This window comes from Pseudomonas sp. CMR5c, assembly GCF_003850545.1.
GTDB lineage: Bacteria > Pseudomonadota > Gammaproteobacteria > Pseudomonadales > Pseudomonadaceae > Aquipseudomonas > Aquipseudomonas piscis.
This window is the reverse complement of record NZ_CP027705.1, coordinates 2,124,046-2,142,472: the sequence shown is the minus strand read 5'-3', so window position 1 is coordinate 2,142,472 and position 18,427 is coordinate 2,124,046. Positions and strand designations below refer to the sequence as shown.

Sequence of the window (18,427 nt, the reverse complement as noted above, 5' to 3'; positions counted from 1 at the left end):
TCTAGTGTGGGCGCTTAACCGAAGAAGCTCTGGCCGTTCTTGGCCATTTCACGCAGCTTCGCGGTCGGGTGGTACAGCGCGCCCAGATCGGCGTACTGGTCGGCCAGGGCAACGAACTGGGCGACACCGATGGAATCGATGTAGCGCAGCGCACCGCCACGGAATGGAGGGAAACCAATACCGTAGACCAGGCCCATGTCGGCTTCGGCAGCCGTCTCGACGATGCCGTCTTCCAGGCAACGAACGGTTTCCAGGCACAGCGGGATCATCATCCAGTTGATGATGTCTTCGTCGGTGACTTCACGCTGCTCGTAGACGATCGGCTTGAGCACTTCCAGCACCGACGGATCGGCGACCTTCTTCTGCTTGCCGCGCTTGTCGGTCTCGTAGGCGTAGAAACCCTTGCCGTTCTTCTGGCCCAGGCGCTTGGCCTCGTAGAGCACGTCGATAGCCGAACGGCGGTCGTCCTTCATGCGATCCGGGAAGCCTTCGGCCATCACGTCGCGACCATGGTGACCGGTGTCGATGCCGACCACGTCCATCAGGTAGGCCGGGCCCATCGGCCAGCCGAACTTCTCCATGATCTTGTCGATGCGTACGAAGTCCACGCCAGCGCTGACCAGCTTGGCGAAACCGCCGAAGTACGGGAACAGCACGCGATTGACCAGGAAGCCCGGGCAGTCGTTGACCACGATCGGGTTCTTGCCCATTTTCTTGGCATAGGCAACGGTGGTGGCGACGGCCAGCTCACTGGACTTCTCGCCACGGATCACTTCCACCAGCGGCATCATGTGCACGGGGTTGAAGAAGTGCATGCCGACGAAGTTTTCCGGACGCTTGAGGGCCTTGGCCAACAGGCTGATGGAAATGGTCGAGGTGTTGGACGCCAGGATCGCGTCTTCCTTGACCTGGGCTTCGACTTCAGCCAGTACGGCTTGCTTGACCTTGGGGTTCTCGACCACGGCTTCGACCACCAGGTCGACGTTGCCGAAGTCGCCGTAGGACAGGGTAGGACGAATGCCGTTGAGCACTTCGGCCATCTTCGCTGCGGTCATGCGGCCCTTCTCGACACGACCAACCAGCAGTTTCGCGGCTTCCGCCAGGCCCTGCTCGATACCGTGCTCGTTGATGTCCTTCATCAGGATCGGCGTGCCCTTGGAGGCCGACTGATAGGCGATGCCGCCACCCATGATGCCGGCGCCAAGTACAGCGGCCTGCTTCACGTCCTGGGCGATCTCGTCGTAGGCCTTGGCCTTGCGCTTGAGCTCCTGGTCGTTCAGGAACAAGCCGATCAGGCTCTGGGCGGCCGAGGTCTTGGCCAGCTTGACGAAGCCTGCGGCTTCCACTTCCAGGGCCTTGTCGCGGCCGAAGTTGGCGGCCTTCTGGATGGTCTTGATCGCCTCGACCGGAGCCGGGTAGTTAGGACCCGCCTGGCCAGCCACGAAACCCTTGGCGGTTTCGAAGGCCATCATCTGCTCGATGGCGTTGAGCTTGATCTTCTCCAGCTTCGGCTGGCGCTTGGCCTTGTAGTCGAACTCGCCGGAAATGGCGCCCTTGAGCAGGGTCAGGGCAGCATCCTTGAGCTTCTCAGGGGCCACCACCGCATCCACAGCACCAACCTTCAGCGCGTCTTCGGCACGGTTTTCCTTGCCGGCGGCGATCCATTCGATGGCGTTGTCGGTACCGATCAGGCGTGGCAGGCGCACGGTGCCGCCGAAGCCCGGGTAGATGCCCAGCTTGACTTCCGGCAGGCCGATCTTGGCGCTGGCGGACATCACGCGGTAGTCCGCTGCCAGGCACATTTCCAGGCCGCCGCCCAGGGCGATGCCGTTGATGGCGGCAACGGTAGGCACGCCAAGGTCTTCGAAATCGCTGAAGATCTTGTTGGCTTCGAGGTTGCCTGCCACCAGCTCCGCATCCGGCAGCTTGAAGTTGTCGACAAACTCGGTGATGTCGGCGCCGACGATGAACACGTCCTTGCCACTGCTGACGATCACGCCCTTGATCGACGCATCTGCCTTGATGGTGTCAACAGCCTGACGCAATTCGTTCAGGGTTAGACGGTTGAACTTGTTGACGGACTCACCCTTGAGGTCGAAATTCAATTCGACGATGCCGCTTTCAAGAGCCTTAACCGTGATGGCTTTACCTTCGTAAATCATCAACTGATCTCCACGATATGGAAGCTGAACAGTACACGTCGGACGCTAACTTCTGGCATGGCACTGACGTCACCGTCGATGCTAACGCCAATCCGCCAGGCACACCCGCCAACGCGATAATCGGGAATCTGTATAGAGACGCTTGAGATACAAACGCTCATTTCATACGCCCGTTTGATTTGGGTACGCCACATTCACGGAAAATCCGCTAATTGTCAATCGTCCGAAATGCTGTTTGAAACGCGACTTTGCGGTCATTCCTGGGTGCTGCGGACCACCAACACGCCCCTGCATCTGCAGTCATTCATAAGATCAATATTTAGAAAAATCGCCCTAAATCTCCCGCCGACATGACAACCCCTGGCTAAGCTTCAGGAATAAATCCGAACAACGCCGCATGCATGGCTGCTGGAACTGCATGCCGTCTCAAACCCGAGTCCCAGGCAACAAAAAGCCACCCGAAGGTGGCCTCATGAGAGTTTCCGGCCTGCCTGGCCACCCCGCCCGATGCTGAGTCGGGCTTTTTATTGCCTGGCACACAGGCTCGCCCAACTTGCTCGGCGCTCAAGCCAGGGCCTTGAGTACTGCGGCGATATCCTGCAACACCCGGGGCTCACCCCGCTCATTCCAGTACAGGGCGATCAGCTGCTTGTCGGCCTCCACCTTGAACACACCAGCGGGCAGGGTTCGCAGGTGCTGGAGCAGCGACTCATCGTCACATGGCTCGCGCCATTGGTTGACCCAACTTCCCGGGGCCACTTGCCAATAACTCCAGCACGCCACCGCCCCCCCACGCCGTGAGCGGTGGTATTGCGGGCACGGGTCCGGAGGCTGCTGGCCCAGCCAGTGCGGCCACTCCTGGGGCGCCAACTGCATGGCCAGGCCCATGCGCCGAGCCTCCATGCGCACGGCGATCAAGCCACTCTGGCGACGCGAAGGTCGTAGCCATGCCCAGGGACTCAAGACCACCACAAGGATTGACACCACTATCCAGACCGTCATATCTGTACTCTCGATTCTCAATGAGCGGGTCGTTGCAACCAACCCGCTTTAAACCAGCCATACTTGAAGCTATTGCAATCCTCTGGAGGAGCGCCTCATGCCCTACCACCATATTCTGGTCGCCGTAGATCTAACCGAAGAGTGCGATCCTGTTATCCACCGGGCCCGCGAACTGTCGGTGAGCAATGGCGCCAAGCTATCGCTGGTGCACATCGTGGAACCGATGGCGATGGCCTTCGGTGGCGACGTCCCCATGGATCTCTCGCAACTGCAGCAGCAACAATTCGACCAGGCCAAGGAACGCCTCGACCGCCTGATCAACAAGTACCCGGAACTGACCAAGGAATACAGCCACCTGACCTATGGCCAGCCGCGCCAGGAAATCCATCACCTGGCCAAGGAGCAGGAGTGCGACCTGATCGTGGTCGGCAGCCACGGTCGCCATGGCCTGGCCCTGTTGCTCGGCTCCACCGCCAACGACGTCCTGCACGGAGCACCTTGCGACGTGCTGGCGGTACACCTGGCCAAGCGCTGAAGCTTGCCGTTGCCGAACTGATGAAGCGACAACCACACCGACAAAAAGCCCGACTCTGGAGTCGGGCTTTTTGCATCAGGCATCCAGCAATCAGGCATCCAGCTCCGCCCAGCGCTCGACCATCTGGTCCAGCTCGGCGTTCAGTTGTTCCAGCTTCGCGATGACCGCAGTGGTTTCTGCCACGGGCCGCTGGTAGAAACCGGCATCGGCCATTTCCGCCTCGACGGCAGCAATCTGCTGTTCCATGGCCTCGATCTGCCCCGGCAGGGCCTCGAGCTCACGCTGCAGCTTGTAGCTGAGCTTCTTCTTCGCCGCAGGTGCAGCGACTTCCTGTACTGGCTCCAGCGCCTGGGCCGGCACTGGCGGCACTACGGCAGAGTTCAGCTCGGCCTTGCCGGACTTGTTCTCGGTCACACCCAGCAAACGCGGCGAGCCACCCTGGCGGATCCAGTCCTCATAACCACCGACGTACTCGCGCACGCGCCCCTGCCCCTCGAAGACCAAGGTGCTGGTGACCACGTTATCGAGGAAGGCCCGGTCGTGGCTGACCATCAGTACCGTGCCCTGGTAGTTCGACAGCACCTCTTCGAGCAGCTCGAGGGTTTCCACGTCCAGGTCGTTGGTCGGTTCGTCCAGCACCAGCAGGTTGGCCGGCTTGCTGAACAGCTTGGCCAGCAGCAGCCGCGCACGCTCACCACCCGACAGTGCCTTGACCGGCGTCCGCGCCCGCTGTGGGCTGAACAGGAAATCGCCCAGGTAGCTGAGCACATGCCGGTTCTGGCCATCGATCTCGATGAAGTCGCGACCTTCGGCGACGTTGTCGATCACGGTCTTTTCCAGGTCCAGCTGGTGGCGCAACTGGTCGAAGTAGGCCACTTCGATCCGCGTCCCCTCCTCGACCTTGCCGCCGCTGGGCACCAGGCCGCCCAGCATCAGCTTGAGCAAGGTGGTCTTGCCGGTGCCGTTGGCGCCCAGCAGGCCGATGCGGTCGCCGCGCTGCAGGACCATGGAGAAATCCTTGACCAGGAACGGCCCTTCCGGGTGGGCGAAACTGACATTCTCCAGCACCATCACCTGCTTGCCGGACTTGTCCGCCGCTTCCAGCTGGATGTTGGCCTTGCCGGTGCGCTCGCGACGCTGGCTACGCTCCACGCGCAAGGCCTTGAGCGCTCGCACGCGGCCTTCGTTACGGGTGCGACGGGCCTTGATGCCCTGGCGAATCCAGACTTCCTCCTGGGCCAGGCGCTTGTCGAACAGTGCGTTGGCGGTTTCTTCCGCTGCCAGGGCCGCTTCCTTGTGGACCAGGAAGCTGGCGTAGTCGCCGTTCCAGTCGATCAGGCCGCCACGATCCAGCTCGAGAATACGAGTGGCCAGGTTTTGCAGGAAGGAACGGTCGTGGGTGATGAACAGCACGGCCCCCTGGAAATCCTTCAGCGCTTCTTCCAGCCAGGCGATCGCACCGATGTCCAGGTGGTTGGTCGGCTCGTCGAGCAACAGCAGGTCCGGCTCCGCCACCAGGGCCTGAGCCAGCAGGACGCGCCGGCGCCAGCCACCGGACAGCTCGGCGAGGGTCTTGTCGGCAGGCAACTGCAGGCGGCTCAGGGTGCTGTCCACCAGTTGCTGCAAGCGCCAGCCGTCACGAGCTTCAAGGTCGTGCTGGACGTGCATCAGTTTTTCCAGGTCGGCGTCGGTGACGATGTTCTGGCTCAGGTGATGGTACTGAGCCAGCAACTCGCCGACCCCAGCCAGACCCTGGGCGACCACATCGAACACTGTGCGCTCGTCGGCCACCGGCAACTCCTGGGGCAATTCGCCGATCTTCAGGGCGGGTGCGCGCCATATGGAGCCGTCGTCGGGCTTCTGGTCGCCCTTGACCAGCTTCATCATGCTGGACTTGCCAGTACCGTTGCGACCGATGATGCACACCCGCTCGCCACGGGCGATCTGCCAGGACACCTTGTCCAGCAACGGCATGGCGCCGAAAGCAAGGGACACATCGCTGAATTTGAGCAGGGTCATGTTCTTCTCCAAAAACCGGGCGCGCATTCTACCTGAGTTAGGCTCGCAGAAGGCCGGCTATTTCGCCGGTGGCGACCCTGGCGCGACATTTGTTGCCAACTGATACCAGCGGACCGGCAAAGCTTTCGCCGGTTGCTGGCAAAAGGCTAAGCTAGTGAGCAATCAGTGTTGGCCCTGTCGGCACTTGTCATGATTTCTCTGCCCGGATGTCTCATGCGCAGTCGCCTTTTCAGCCTTTTATCCTGCCTGCTTCTTTCCGCCGCTGCCGCCCAGTCCGCCCAGGCGGCAGACCTGACCCTGCAACGCCAGTACTACGACGAAGCCAAGCGCGCCCTGGCCAAGGGTGACTCCGGCCCCTACTTCCGTTACGCCGATGCGCTGCGCGACTACCCGCTCGAGCCCTACCTGGCCTACGACGAACTCACTGCCCGGCTGAAGAGCGCCAGCAACGCCGAGATCGAGAAATTCCTCGCCGAACACGGCGACCTGCCCCAGGCCAACTGGATGAAGCTGCGCTGGTTGCGCTGGCTGGCCGAACGCGGCGACTGGGCGACCTTCGCCAAGTACTACGACCCAAAACTCAACTTCACCGAGCTCGACTGCCTCAACGGCCAGTACCAACTGGGCCACAACCTCAAGGCCGAGGGCTACGCCACCGCCGAAAAACTCTGGTTGAGCGGGAAGTCCCAACCTGCGGCCTGCGACGGCCTGTTCGGCCAGTGGGCCGCCGAGGGCCAGCTGACCGAGCAAAAGCGCTGGCAGCGGGCCAAGTTGGCGGCCGAGGCGCGTAACTACGCCCTGGCCAACAGCCTGGTCAACAGCATGACCACCCTGGCGCCCCAGGGTCGCCTGCTGGTGGATGTGGCCCAGAAACCGGAGCTGCTGAGCCAACCTTCGCGCTTCCAGCCCGCCAACGAGGCCATGTCCGATGTGGTCGGCCTTGGCCTGCGCCGCCTGGCCCGCCAGGACCCGGACAAGGCCATGGCCCTGCTCGACGGTTATGCCAGCAGCATGCACTTCTCCCGTGACGAAAAAGTGGCCATTGCCCGCGAGATCGGCCTGACCCTGGCCAGGCGCTTCGACAGCCGCGCCCTGGACGTGATGACCAAGTACGATCCTGAGCTGCGGGACAACACCGTGTCCGAATGGCGCCTGCGCCTGCTGTTGCGCCTGGCGCGCTGGGAAGATGCCTACCAACTGACCCGCAAGCTGCCCCAGGAGCTGGCCAGCACCAACCGCTGGCGCTACTGGCAGGCACGCAGCCTGGAACTGGCGGAACCGAAGAACCCCCAGGCCCAGGCACTGTTCAAGGGCCTGTCCCGGGAGCGGGACTTCTATGGTTTCCTCGCCGCCGATCACGCCAAGGCGCCCTATCAGTTGAACAACCAGCCGCTGATGCTCAGCCAGGCGGTGATCAACAAGGTACGCAACACTCCAGGCGTGCGTCGCGCCCTGGAGCTCCATGCCCGGGGACAGATCGTCGACGGGCGTCGCGAGTGGTACCACGTCAGCCGGCATTTCAACCGCGACGAAATGGTCGCCCAGGCCCGCTTGGCCTATGACCTGAAGTGGTACTTCCCGGCCATCCGCACCATCAGCCAGGCCCAGTACTGGGACGACCTGGACATCCGTTTCCCCATGGCCCACCGCGATACCCTGGTACGCGAAGCCAAGGTCCGTGGCCTGCATTCCAGCTGGGTGTTCGCCATCACCCGCCAGGAAAGTGCGTTCATGGACGACGCCCGCTCCGGTGTCGGCGCCAGCGGCCTGATGCAACTGATGCCCGGCACCGCCAAGGAAACCGCGCGCAAGTTCAGCATTCCCCTGGCCTCGCCGCAGCAAGTGCTGGATCCGGACAAGAACATCCAGCTGGGCGCAGCCTACCTGAGCCAGGTCCACAGCCAGTTCAACGGCAACCGGGTGCTGGCCTCAGCGGCCTACAACGCCGGCCCCGGCCGCGTGCGCCAGTGGCTCAAGGGCGCCGATCACCTGAGTTTCGACGTGTGGGTGGAAAGCATCCCCTTCGACGAAACCCGCCAGTACGTGCAGAACGTCCTGTCCTATTCGGTGATCTACGGCCAGAAGCTCAATTCACCGCAACCACTGGTGGATTGGCACGAACGCTACTTCGACGATCTCTGATCTCCCGCCCAAGAAAAAGCCCGCATGATTGCGGGCTTTTTCGTATTTCCCCCACCCCTTCGTTGTGATCGGGTACGACGCAGCAGCAATATATGGCTGGCGAGACCTACGCCCTCGTGCGCAGCCTCACAAGCTCGGCAGACGCGACAGGAACCTGTCGCCATCAAGCCCGCTGAACTCAAGAACCATCGCTGAACTGTAGCGCCGCCAGACGCGCATACAGGGGGCTGTCGGCGATCAATTGCTGGTGCGTACCCACCGCCACCAGCCGGCCCTGGTCCATGACCGCGATTCGATCGGCATTCTTCACCGTGGCCAGGCGATGGGCGATCACCAGGGTAGTGCGATTCTGCATCAGGCTCGGCAAGGCTTGCTGGATCAGGTGTTCGCTCTGCGCGTCCAGGGCACTGGTGGCCTCGTCCAGCAACAGGATCGGCGCATCCACCAGCAGCGCCCGGGCGATCGCCAGGCGCTGGCGCTGGCCTCCGGACAGGCCCTGTCCACCATCGCCCAGGTGAGTCTGATAACCCTGGGGCATCTGCTCGATGAACTCATGGGCGTAGGCGATCCGCGCGGCCTCCCGGACTTGTTCCGCAGTCGCGGCAGGATTGCCGTATCGCAGGTTCTCCTCGATGCTGCCGAAGAACAGCGCCGGACTCTGCGACACCAGGGCGAAACAACGCCGCAGGTCCTGCGGATCGAGGCTGGCCAGGGGCACGCCATCCAGCAGGATCTGCCCTTGCTGCGGATCGTAGAAGCGCAGCAGCAAGTCATACAAGGTAGACTTGCCAGCTCCCGAGGGGCCGACCAGGGCCAGGGTCTCCCCGGCGCGAATGCTCAAGGACAAACCATCCAGAGCGTAGCGATCAGCTCGTGAGGGATAGGCAAAGCGCAGGTTCTCCAGTTGCAGCTCCCCTCTAACCCGGGCCGGCAAACGGACCAGCCCGGCGCTCGGCGCCTGGATGATGCTCCGCTCCCGCAGCAGCTCGGCGATCCGCTCCGCAGCCCCTGCCGCCCGCTGCAACTCGCCGATCACCTCGCTCAGGGTACCGAAGGCGCTACCGACGATCAGGCTGTAGAACACGAAGGCCGCCAGCTCACCGGCGGAAATTCGCCCGGCGATCACATCCATGCCGCCGACCCAGAGCATCACCCCTACGGCACCCAACACCAGGACGATCACCAGGGTGATCAGCCAGGCACGCTGGATGATGCGCTGGCGCGCGGTATGAAAAGCCTCCTCCACCGTCAGGGCGAAGCGCCGTTCGTCCTCGGCCTGGTGGTTGTAGGCCTGGACCGTCTTGATCTGCCCGAGGGTTTCCGCCACGTAGCTGCCCACATCGGCGATCCGGTCCTGGCTCAAGCGCGACAGGCTACGCACCCGGCGACCGAAAAGCAGGATCGGCACCAACACCAGCGGCAGGGCGATCACCACGATGCTGGTGAGCTTGGGATTGGTGATGAACAGCAGGACTATGCCGCCCAGCACCATCAGTGCATTACGCAGGAACAACGACAGCGAAGATCCGATCACCGACTGCAGCAGCGTGGTGTCCGCTGTCAGGCGGGACTGGATTTCCGAGCTGCGATTGTTCTCGTAGAACCCCGGGTGCAGGTAGATCAGGTGATTGAACACCTGGCGCCGGATATCCGCGACGCAGCGCTCGCCGATCCACGACACCAGGTAGAAACGCACGAAGGTACCTACGGCCAACGCCAGTACCAGCAGCAGGAACAGGCCGATGGTCTGGTTCAGCAGGTGCGGTGACTGGGTCATGAAGCCCTGGTCCACCAACAGGCGGATCCCCTGCCCCATGGACAGGGTGATGCCCGCGGTGAGCACCAGGGCCAGCAAGGCTCCCAGCGCCTGCCAACGGTAGGGAGCGATAAAGCGACTGGCCAGGCGCAAGGCCCGGCGATGACGAGAAGAGAGCATGCCGTTCATCCATTGACGCGCCGGCGATCGACCCACGGCAGCGCCGGTAACGGGATGAATTCGCAGGAACTTTGGTAAATCGCAATGAGTCAGGTTGATTATGACCAGTAACGCTAGCACCTAGAGATTATCGGTCTAATCCATGACTGGCACTCCTGCGGTATTTCTGGTGGAGTGAAGTTACCGGACCTGCCCTGGCGCTGGTCTGTAACAGCCTGGTCACCCGGTCATTCTAAAGTAAGCACACAACCTGATGAGGAGACAGGCCATGTCCTTGCAACACAGCAGCAATGACAAGATTCAAGTGATCCGTACCCAGCCCAACCAGTCTCTGGGTTGTGCCATCATCGATGCCCAGGGCCGCGAAGTACCTATTACTGAAGACATGATCCAGAACGCCTGCCGCGAACTGGAAAAGCGACTGGTCAAGCCTGCTCGGCAAGATTGACACATAGCCTCACGTCCTCTTGACCCGGCCTGGTGGCCGGGTTTTTTATACCCGCGATTCAGGCCAGCGTGGCCCCCAATGCCCGGACGATCCGCTGCAGATCAGCCGACTCGCCCTGGATCCGCACCTCCAGGCCATCGATCTCCCGGCGCTGCGGGTAGTGCTTGCGCAACCCGTCGAAGGCGCTGCGCTGCTGCGCGACATCGTCGGACAAACTCCGGCGAAAATCCGCATCGTCGCGACGCGGGTCGTACACCGCCCGGCAAATCGTCGCCAGGGCCCAGGCCGGGTCGGCCTTGGCATCCAGGCAAACCTGCGCCACCCAGGGCGCTGGCAGCAGGCTCTCCAGCAGGACCTGCTCGGCATGGCCGAAGTGCCGGCAGAACGCCTGGTAGATCTGCGCCGTACCACGCTGCTTGCCATCCAGGCTGTAGCCGGCGATATGCGGCGTGGCCAGCACGCACAAATCCGCCAGGGCACTGTCCACCGTCGGCTCTTGCTCCCAGACATCCAGCACCGCTTGCAGGTCCTCACGCTGCAAGAGCACTTCACGCAGGGCACTGTTGTCCACCACCGGGCCTCGTGCAGCGTTGATCAGCCAGGCACCCTGGCGCAGCCGCTCCAGGCGCTGGCGATCCAGCAGGTGCCAGGTGCGGTGTTCGCCATCACGGGTCAGCGGCGTATGCAGGCTGATGATGTCGCAACGCTCGAGCAACTGCTCCAGGCTGACGTAGTCGCCGCCCTCCAGCGCCTGACGCTGCGGATCGCAGACCAGCACCTGCCAGCCCAGGCCACGCAACACTTCGATCAAGCGACCACCGACCTCACCAGCGCCGACCACGCCGTAGCAGCGGCGCGACAGATCCACGCCCTCGATCTCGGCCAGGGTCAGCAGGCTGCCCAGCACGTAGTCCACCACCCCGCGGGCGTTGCAGCCCGGGGCGCTGGACCAGGCAATGCCGGCCTGCTGGAAGTAGTCCAGGTCCAGGTGGTCGGTGCCGATGGTGCAGGTTCCGACGAAGCGCACCGGGGTGCCTTCGAGCAAGGCACGGTCGACCTGGGTCACCGAACGCACCAGCAGCACATCCGCCTGGGCCACGCAGGCGCGATCGATGGCGCGCCCGGGAAAGCGCCGGATCTCGCCGAACCCGGCAAAGAATTCATCGATCAGGGGAATGTTTTCGTCGGCAACGATCAGCATGGCAGGCTCCTCTTGGGGAGGCGCAGTTTAGGCCCAGATCACCCGGCGAACCAGCGCGGCTTGCAGGCGCGAGAGCAATCGAGGCCCGTATTACAAATCCACAACACGGGACTTATCCCAGGCATGAGGGCAACGCGTAGACTGTCGCGTCCCGCGCAACACACCTATGGACGCTTCGCCCCGTGAATTCCGTGACCGACTCCGCCACCACCCTCTCCACCAGCCGCCCCGCCCGGGTTGGCCGCGAGCTGAAAGACCTGCTGGTACTGGCCCTGCCCATCATGATCGCCCAGGTGGCCACCACCGCCATGGGCTTCGTCGATGCCGTGATGGCCGGGCGAGTGAGCCCCCGCGACCTGGCGGCCGTGGCCCTGGGCAACTCGATCTGGATCCCGGTATTCCTGTTGATGACCGGCACCCTGCTGGCCACTACCCCCAAGGTCGCCCAGCGTTTCGGTGCTAACAAGCTCGAGGAGATCGGCCCACTGGTGCGCCAGGCGTTGTGGCTGGCCGTGTCGGCCGGGATCTCGGCCATGCTGATCCTCATCAGCGCCGAGCCGGTGCTGCACTTGATGAAGGTCGATCCGCAGCTGATCGAGCCCTGCATGGGTTACCTGCACGGCATCGCCAGCGGCCTGCCGGCGGTGGCCCTGTATTACGTGCTGCGCTGCCTGAGCGATGGCCTGGGCCGCACGATACCGAGCATGATCATCGGGCTCTGCGGCCTGGCCCTGAACATTCCCATCAACTACATCTTCATCTATGGCCACTTCGGCGTGCCGGCCATGGGTGGCGTCGGCTGCGGCTGGGCCACGGCGATCGTGATGTGGGTGATGATGCTGGGCATGGCCGGCTGGATCCGCTGGGCGCCGGCCTATCGCAAGATCCAGCTGTTCAGCCGTTTCGAGTGGCCGCAATCGGCAGTGATCAAGCGCCTGCTGGGCGTAGGCCTGCCCATCGGCATCGCGGTGTTCGCCGAGTCGAGCATCTTCGCGGTGATCGCGCTGCTGATCGGCAGCCTGGGTGCCACCGTGGTGGCCGGGCACCAGATCGCCCTCAACGTCAGCGCCCTGATGTTCATGATTCCCTACTCCCTGGCCATGGCCGTGACCGTGCGCGTCGGCCAGTCCCTGGGGCGCCAGGAGCCACGCAGCGCCCGCTTCAGCGCCGGGGTCGGCATGGCGACGGCGCTGGCCTATGCCTGTCTGTCGGCAAGCCTGATGTTCTTCCTGCGCGAGCCCATCGCCTCGATCTACACCACCGATCCGCTGGTGATCCAGGTGGCGTCGATGCTGATCGTGTATGCGGCGCTGTTCCAGTTCTCCGACGGCATCCAGGTGACCGCCGCCGGCGCGCTGCGTGGCTACCAGGACACCCGGGTGACGATGATCCTGACCCTGTTCGCGTATTGGGGCATCGGGTTGCCGGTGGGTTATGCCCTGGGCCTGACCGAATGGTTCGGTGCGCCCCGAGGGCCGAGCGGCCTGTGGGAAGGCCTGATCGTCGGCTTGAGCTGCGCCGCGCTGATGCTGTCGATCCGCCTGGTGCGCAGCGCACGCAAGCAGATCCGCATCAGCCGCTCGGCGAGTTAATCGAGCTTCTTGCGGATCCAGTAGAGATAGGTGCCCGCGTCTTCCTCCTGCGCCACCAGTTCATGGTCGAGGAAAACGCAGAACTTGGGGATGTCGCGGCGGGTGGACGGGTCGGTGGCGATCACCTTCAACAACCCGCCCGGCGGCAGGTCACGAATATGCTGGTGCAACATCATCACCGGCTCGGGGCAATTGAGGCCGGTGGCGTCGAGGATACCGTCTACCGGCGTATCGATGATCTGACTCATGGTTCACTCCTGAAACTGGCCGGCATTGTCGCGCAATGCCGGCCATGTGGCGAGGGGCTTAGCGGGAACGGGCAGGCTTGGTGTCCAGGCGCCGCAGGTGACAGGTCACCTCCTCGCGGTCGTGGTACAGCTGCTTGCAGCCGATGGCCACGCGGATGCCCCGGGCCTTGAATCCATCCTCGATCCGCTCCAGCAGGCGCTTGACCTCGGCATAGCGCTGCTTCATCGGCAGCTTCAGGTTGACCACCGCCTCGCGGCAATGGCCTTCACCGATCCAGGTTTCCAGCAAGGCGGCATTGCGCGCCGGCTTCTCGACGATGTCGCAGACCATCCAGTCCACCGGTTGCCGGGGCTGGTAGGTGAAGCCGTCGGCCATCAGGTGCTGGACCAGGCCGGTGTCCATCAGGCTCTCGGCCATCGGCCCGTTGTCCACCGCGGTCACCAGCATGCCGCGATTGACCAGCTGCCAGGTCCAGCCGCCCGGGGCGGCTCCCAGGTCGACCCCGGTCATGTCGCTGTGCAGGCGCTCGTCCCACTGCTCACGCGGAATGAAATGATGCCAGGCCTCTTCGAGCTTCAGGGTCGAGCGGCTAGGAGCCTCCCGGGGGAACTTCAGCCGTGGGATGCCCATGGGCCACATCGCCGAGTTGCCGGCATCGGCCAGCCCGACGAAGACTTCCCGCCCACTCTTGAAGGTCAGCAACAGGCGCGGCAAGCCGGCATCTTCCACCAGCTTGCCGGCGCCCTTGAGCGCCTTGCGCAGCGGACCTTCGAATTTCTTGCAGAAGTTCGACAGTTCCTTGCCGTCGTTGGTATCCACCACTTCCAGCCACAGGCTGCCGCACTGCGGGAAAACGTCCAGGTGGGCCAGGATCACGCTGATGCGGTCGGTTTCCGGTAGCTCGACGAAAGCGCCCCGCGCCCACTGCCGGGGAAAGATCAACTGGGAAAAACGCAGGCCCTGCATCAGCCGCTGCGCACCGTCGTCCTCGGTGCAGATGAACTCGGCGCAGGCGGTGCCCGGCTTGGCCCTGGCATATCCGGCGACATTCAAATGGGCCGCATGATCAGCGATCTCCGAGCAGACCTCGCCTTCGAAACCGGGACGGCAATGGATAAACAGGGTGTTCATGGAATCTCCTGGGCGTTGGCGATCAATCGTTGCGCAAACCTGCCCGAAAGTGCCCCGGATCAACGAAACGGAGCACGCGCAAAGCCTGTCACGAAAAACGGCGCATGATAACCGAGTTAGGAACCTTGGGCTGAACCCAGCAGTCCAGTGATTAGCGATAAGACCCAAACAGAGCTAGGTTAACTCTCTGTCCGTATCACAGGCCCGTAGCCGTGCGGGCCAGAAGGAGTCGTTCAATGCCATCCCTCGATAGCCTGAAAACCCTCAAGACCCTGAAAGTCGACGACAAGACTTATCACTATTTCAGCCTGCCGGACGCAGCGCGGAGCCTGGGCGATATCGATGCCCTGCCCATGTCGCTCAAGGTCCTGCTGGAGAACCTGCTGCGCTGGGAGGACAACGAGACCGTCACCAGCGACGACCTCAAGGCCCTCGCCGCCTGGCTCAAAGAGCGCCGCTCCGACCGCGAGATCCAGTACCGCCCGGCGCGAGTGCTGATGCAAGACTTCACCGGGGTACCCGCGGTGGTCGACCTGGCCGCCATGCGCGCGGCCATGGCCAAGGCCGGTGGCGACCCGCAACGGATCAACCCGCTGTCGCCGGTGGACCTGGTGATCGACCACTCGGTGATGGTGGACAAGTTCGCCAGCAGCAGCGCCTTCGAACAGAACGTCGACATCGAGATGCAGCGCAACGGCGAACGCTACGCCTTCCTGCGCTGGGGCCAGAGCGCCTTCGACAACTTCAGCGTGGTACCGCCGGGCACCGGCATCTGCCACCAGGTCAACCTGGAATATCTGGGGCGCACCGTCTGGAGCAAGGACGAGGACGGCCGCACCTATGCCTTCCCCGACACCCTGGTGGGCACCGACTCCCACACCACCATGATCAATGGCCTGGGCGTGCTGGGCTGGGGCGTGGGCGGGATCGAGGCCGAAGCCGCGATGCTCGGCCAGCCGGTGTCGATGCTGATTCCGGAGGTCATCGGTTTCAAACTCACCGGCAAGCTCAGGGAAGGCATCACCGCCACCGACCTGGTGCTGACCGTGACCCAGATGCTGCGCAAGAAAGGCGTGGTGGGCAAATTCGTCGAGTTCTACGGTGATGGCCTGGCCGACCTGCCCCTGGCCGACCGTGCCACCATCGCCAACATGGCCCCTGAATATGGCGCCACCTGCGGGTTCTTCCCGGTGGACCAGGTGACGCTCGACTACCTGCGCCTGTCGGGCCGCCCGGCCGAACTGGTGAAACTGGTCGAGGCCTACAGCAAGGCCCAGGGCCTGTGGCGCCTGCCAGGCAAGGAACCGGTGTTCAGCGACAGCCTGGCCCTGGACATGGGCACCGTCGAAGCCAGTCTCGCCGGACCCAAGCGGCCCCAGGACCGGGTGGCCCTGCCGGATGTGGCCCAGGCCTTCAGCGACTTCCTCGACCTGCAGTTCAAGCCCACCAGCAAGGAAGAAGGCCGCCTGGAAAGCGAAGGCGGCGGTGGTGTCGCCGTGGGCAATGCCGACCTGGTCGGCGAGACCGACTACCAGCATGAAGGCCAGACCTACCGCCTGAAGAATGGCGCGGTAGTGATCGCCGCCATCACTTCCTGCACCAATACCTCCAACCCCAGCGTGATGATGGCCGCCGGGCTGGTGGCCAAGAAGGCGCTGGAAAAAGGCCTGCAGCGCAAGCCCTGGGTCAAGAGTTCCCTGGCGCCCGGCTCCAAGGTGGTGACCGACTACTACCATGCTGCGGGCCTGACCCCCTACCTCGACCAACTGGGCTTCGACCTGGTGGGATACGGCTGCACCACGTGCATCGGCAACTCCGGACCGCTGCTGGAGCCGATCGAGAAGGCCATCCAGGGCTCCGACCTGACGGTCGCCTCGGTGCTGTCCGGCAACCGCAACTTCGAAGGCCGGGTGCATCCACTGGTGAAGACCAACTGGCTGGCCTCTCCGCCCCTGGTAGTGGCCTACGCCCTGGCCGGCACAGTGCGCATCGACCTCAGCCGCGAGCCCCTGGGCCAGGGCAAGGATGGCCAGCCGGTGTACCTGAAGGATATCTGGCCCAGCAGCCAGGAAATCGCCGAGGCCGTCGCCCAGGTCAACACCCGGATGTTCCACAAGGAGTACGCCGAGGTGTTTGCCGGCGACGCCCAGTGGCAAGCCATCGAGGTACCCCAGGCCGCGACCTATGTCTGGCAGGACGACTCGACCTATATCCAGCACCCACCGTTCTTCGACGACATCGCCGGCGCCCTGCCAGAGGTCAAGGACATCGATGGCGCAAGGGTCCTGGCGCTGCTGGGGGATTCGGTGACCACCGACCATATTTCCCCTGCCGGCAACATCAAGGCCGACAGCCCCGCCGGGCGTTACCTGCGGGACAAGGGCGTGGAGCCCCGGGACTTCAACTCCTATGGCTCGCGGCGCGGCAACCATGAAGTGATGATGCGCGGTACCTTCGCCAATATCCGCATCCGCAACGAAATGCTCGGCGGCGAGGAAGGCGGCAATACGCTGTACATTCCCACCGGCGAGAAAATGGCGATCTACGACGCGGCCATGAAGTACCAGGGCACGGGCACACCGCTGGTGGTGATCGCCGGGCAGGAATACGGCACCGGCTCGAGCCGCGACTGGGCAGCCAAGGGCACCAACCTGTTGGGGGTCAAGGCGGTGATCGCCGAGAGCTTCGAGCGTATCCACCGCTCCAACCTGGTGGGCATGGGCGTGTTGCCGCTGCAGTTCAAGGCCGGCCAGGATCGCAAGAGCCTCAAGCTCAGCGGTCGCGAGACCCTGGATATCCTCGGCCTCAGCGGCACGCAACTGGCCCCGCGGATGAACCTGCAGCTGGTGATCACCCGCGAGGATGGCAGCCGTGAGCAGATCGAGGTGCTGTGCCGCATCGATACCCTGAACGAAGTGGAATACTTCAAGTCCGGGGGGATCTTGCACTACGTCTTGCGCCAATTGATCGCGGCCTGATCCGTGACAGCCACAGACACCGCCTTCGGGCGGTGTTTTTCATTGGGTTAACGCACACAAATCGACTGGTTATAATGCCCGCCCGCCAAACCTGACCAATCAGTCACAACAACGACTACAGATCAGGCGGCGAACAACGTCTGTGCAATATCCATTCTTTCGCAACAAGGATTCCCCATGACCGCTCTGCCATGGATGTACCTGGCACTCCTCTCCATTGGCTATGCGCTGGCCCTGAGCTACGGACAACTGGGGCTGCTGGCCGCCCTCTCGCTCTTGCTGTTGTTGTGCGCAGGCTTGGCCGTACGCCAGCAGAGCAGCCCCATCGGCCAATACCTGGGCCACGGCCTGTTCGTGGTCGTCGCCCTGGCCCTGGCCATGCACTGGCTACCCGGCTTCTACAACGGACGCGCCATCGACCCGCAACGCCTCACCGATGACGCCGTGCCGTTTTCCCTGTACCTGAACCAGGACAAGCCGCTGATCGGCTTCTGGCTGTTGCTGGTCTGCCCCTGGATCGTCGGTCGTCGCTCCCTGCGCCTGTCGCTGTACGCCGGTGCCCTGGCCCTGCTCTTGTGCGCCATCACCGCGCTGGGCGGCGCCTTGCTGCTGGGCATCATCAGCTGGGCCCCCAAATGGCCGGAACAGGCCTGGCTATGGGTACTGAACAACCTGCTGCTGGTGACATTGGTGGAAGAGGCGCTGTTCCGGGGCTATATCCAGGGAGGCCTGAGCCGACGCCTGAAACACCTGCCCTACGGCGAGAACCTGGCCCTGCTGGCCTCGGCCCTGTTGTTCGGCCTGGCGCACCTGGGAGCCGGCTGGCAATGGACGCTGCTGGCGACCGTCGCCGGGATCGGGTACGGTCTGGCCTATCGGTTCGGGGGCCTGGGAGCCGCGCTGGCCACCCACTTCGGACTGAACCTGCTGCATTTCGGGCTTTTCACCTACCCGATGTTGGCTTGAACCTGCAGCGTCAAAAAAGGTTCAAAGCGCATGCTGCAAGGCCCAAGCACACACCAAGATTGATAT

The 18,427-nt window shown here is 63.4% G+C and carries 13 protein-coding genes; 6 read left to right on the top strand and 7 right to left on the bottom strand.

Annotated elements, in window-relative coordinates; translation table 11 throughout:
* Positions 1–14: 14 nt before the first annotated feature.
* Together fadB and C4K40_RS10015 are read right to left on the bottom strand one after the other, a co-directional pair.
* Positions 15–2,162 (bottom strand): fatty acid oxidation complex subunit alpha FadB, encoded by a 2,148-nt coding sequence (gene fadB / locus C4K40_RS10025; protein ID WP_053138613.1) that lies wholly within the window; start codon positions 2,160–2,162, stop codon positions 15–17.
* Positions 2,163–2,726: 564 nt separating this feature from the next.
* Positions 2,727–3,164 carry a hypothetical protein gene (locus C4K40_RS10015; protein WP_053138609.1) on the bottom strand — a complete coding sequence of 146 codons (438 nt, stop codon included), beginning with the start codon at positions 3,162–3,164 and terminating at the stop codon, positions 2,727–2,729.
* A gap of 97 nt (positions 3,165–3,261) precedes the next feature.
* Here C4K40_RS10015 and C4K40_RS10010 point away from each other — a divergent pair, with 97 nt between their 5' ends.
* Positions 3,262–3,699, top strand: a complete 438-nt coding sequence (locus tag C4K40_RS10010) for a universal stress protein (RefSeq protein ID WP_022643343.1) — start codon at positions 3,262–3,264, stop codon at positions 3,697–3,699.
* A 90-nt stretch (positions 3,700–3,789) separates the two neighbouring features.
* On the opposite strand, the gene C4K40_RS10005 is transcribed toward C4K40_RS10010, so the two are convergent.
* Positions 3,790–5,718: an ATP-binding cassette domain-containing protein gene (locus tag C4K40_RS10005; RefSeq protein ID WP_053138606.1), complete on the bottom strand. Its 1,929-nt coding sequence runs from the start codon at positions 5,716–5,718 to the stop codon at positions 3,790–3,792.
* 213 nt (positions 5,719–5,931) lie between these two features.
* On the opposite strand from C4K40_RS10005, the gene C4K40_RS10000 reads away from it, so the two are divergent.
* Positions 5,932–7,860: a transglycosylase SLT domain-containing protein gene (locus tag C4K40_RS10000; RefSeq protein WP_022643341.1), complete on the top strand. Its 1,929-nt coding sequence runs from the start codon at positions 5,932–5,934 to the stop codon at positions 7,858–7,860.
* A 178-nt stretch (positions 7,861–8,038) separates the two neighbouring features.
* Here C4K40_RS10000 and C4K40_RS09995 read toward each other — a convergent pair whose 3' ends face one another.
* A complete protein-coding gene (locus C4K40_RS09995) occupies positions 8,039–9,805 on the bottom strand; it encodes an ABC transporter transmembrane domain-containing protein (RefSeq protein ID WP_164485017.1) in 1,767 nt (588 codons plus the stop codon).
* Between the two features lie 259 nt (positions 9,806–10,064).
* Here C4K40_RS09995 and C4K40_RS09990 point away from each other — a divergent pair, with 259 nt between their 5' ends.
* Complete coding sequence (locus C4K40_RS09990) at positions 10,065–10,244, top strand: PA1571 family protein (RefSeq protein ID WP_011060254.1); 180 nt, start codon at positions 10,065–10,067, stop codon at positions 10,242–10,244.
* A 58-nt stretch (positions 10,245–10,302) separates the two neighbouring features.
* Here the strand turns inward: C4K40_RS09990 and pdxB are convergent, their stop codons facing one another.
* The gene (gene pdxB / locus C4K40_RS09985) at positions 10,303–11,445 is read right to left on the bottom strand and encodes a 4-phosphoerythronate dehydrogenase PdxB (RefSeq protein ID WP_053138600.1); all 1,143 of its coding nucleotides are present in this window, start codon (positions 11,443–11,445) and stop codon (positions 10,303–10,305) included.
* Between the two features lie 182 nt (positions 11,446–11,627).
* On the opposite strand from pdxB, the gene C4K40_RS09980 reads away from it, so the two are divergent.
* The gene (locus C4K40_RS09980) at positions 11,628–13,037 is read left to right on the top strand and encodes an MATE family efflux transporter (protein ID WP_022643339.1); all 1,410 of its coding nucleotides are present in this window, start codon (positions 11,628–11,630) and stop codon (positions 13,035–13,037) included.
* On the opposite strand, the gene tusA is transcribed toward C4K40_RS09980, so the two are convergent.
* Complete coding sequence (tusA, locus tag C4K40_RS09975) at positions 13,034–13,285, bottom strand: sulfurtransferase TusA (RefSeq protein ID WP_053138595.1); 252 nt, start codon at positions 13,283–13,285, stop codon at positions 13,034–13,036. The genes C4K40_RS09980 and tusA overlap by 4 nt on opposite strands.
* A gap of 58 nt (positions 13,286–13,343) precedes the next feature.
* A complete protein-coding gene (gene rlmM, locus C4K40_RS09970; RefSeq protein WP_022643337.1) occupies positions 13,344–14,417 on the bottom strand; it encodes a 23S rRNA (cytidine(2498)-2'-O)-methyltransferase RlmM in 1,074 nt (357 codons plus the stop codon).
* Between the two features lie 236 nt (positions 14,418–14,653).
* Here rlmM and acnA point away from each other — a divergent pair, with 236 nt between their 5' ends.
* Positions 14,654–17,395 carry an aconitate hydratase AcnA gene (gene acnA, locus C4K40_RS09965; protein WP_022643336.1) on the top strand — a complete coding sequence of 914 codons (2,742 nt, stop codon included), beginning with the start codon at positions 14,654–14,656 and terminating at the stop codon, positions 17,393–17,395.
* Between the two features lie 177 nt (positions 17,396–17,572).
* Positions 17,573–18,361 carry a CPBP family intramembrane glutamic endopeptidase gene (locus tag C4K40_RS09960; protein ID WP_053138593.1) on the top strand — a complete coding sequence of 263 codons (789 nt, stop codon included), beginning with the start codon at positions 17,573–17,575 and terminating at the stop codon, positions 18,359–18,361.
* Positions 18,362–18,427: the final 66 nt, after the last annotated feature.

Coding starts and splice junctions, on each gene's coding strand:
- tusA (WP_053138595.1), bottom strand. CDS start 13,285: ATGAGTCAGATCATCGATACGCCGGTAGACGGTATCCTCGACGCCACC.
- C4K40_RS10000 (WP_022643341.1), top strand. CDS start 5,932: ATGCGCAGTCGCCTTTTCAGCCTTTTATCCTGCCTGCTTCTTTCCGCC.
- C4K40_RS09995 (WP_164485017.1), bottom strand. CDS start 9,805: ATGAACGGCATGCTCTCTTCTCGTCATCGCCGGGCCTTGCGCCTGGCC.
- C4K40_RS10005 (WP_053138606.1), bottom strand. CDS start 5,718: ATGACCCTGCTCAAATTCAGCGATGTGTCCCTTGCTTTCGGCGCCATG.
- C4K40_RS10010 (WP_022643343.1), top strand. CDS start 3,262: ATGCCCTACCACCATATTCTGGTCGCCGTAGATCTAACCGAAGAGTGC.
- pdxB (WP_053138600.1), bottom strand. CDS start 11,445: ATGCTGATCGTTGCCGACGAAAACATTCCCCTGATCGATGAATTCTTT.
- acnA (WP_022643336.1), top strand. CDS start 14,654: ATGCCATCCCTCGATAGCCTGAAAACCCTCAAGACCCTGAAAGTCGAC.
- C4K40_RS09960 (WP_053138593.1), top strand. CDS start 17,573: ATGACCGCTCTGCCATGGATGTACCTGGCACTCCTCTCCATTGGCTAT.
- C4K40_RS10015 (WP_053138609.1), bottom strand. CDS start 3,164: ATGACGGTCTGGATAGTGGTGTCAATCCTTGTGGTGGTCTTGAGTCCC.
- rlmM (WP_022643337.1), bottom strand. CDS start 14,417: ATGAACACCCTGTTTATCCATTGCCGTCCCGGTTTCGAAGGCGAGGTC.
- C4K40_RS09990 (WP_011060254.1), top strand. CDS start 10,065: ATGTCCTTGCAACACAGCAGCAATGACAAGATTCAAGTGATCCGTACC.
- fadB (WP_053138613.1), bottom strand. CDS start 2,162: ATGATTTACGAAGGTAAAGCCATCACGGTTAAGGCTCTTGAAAGCGGC.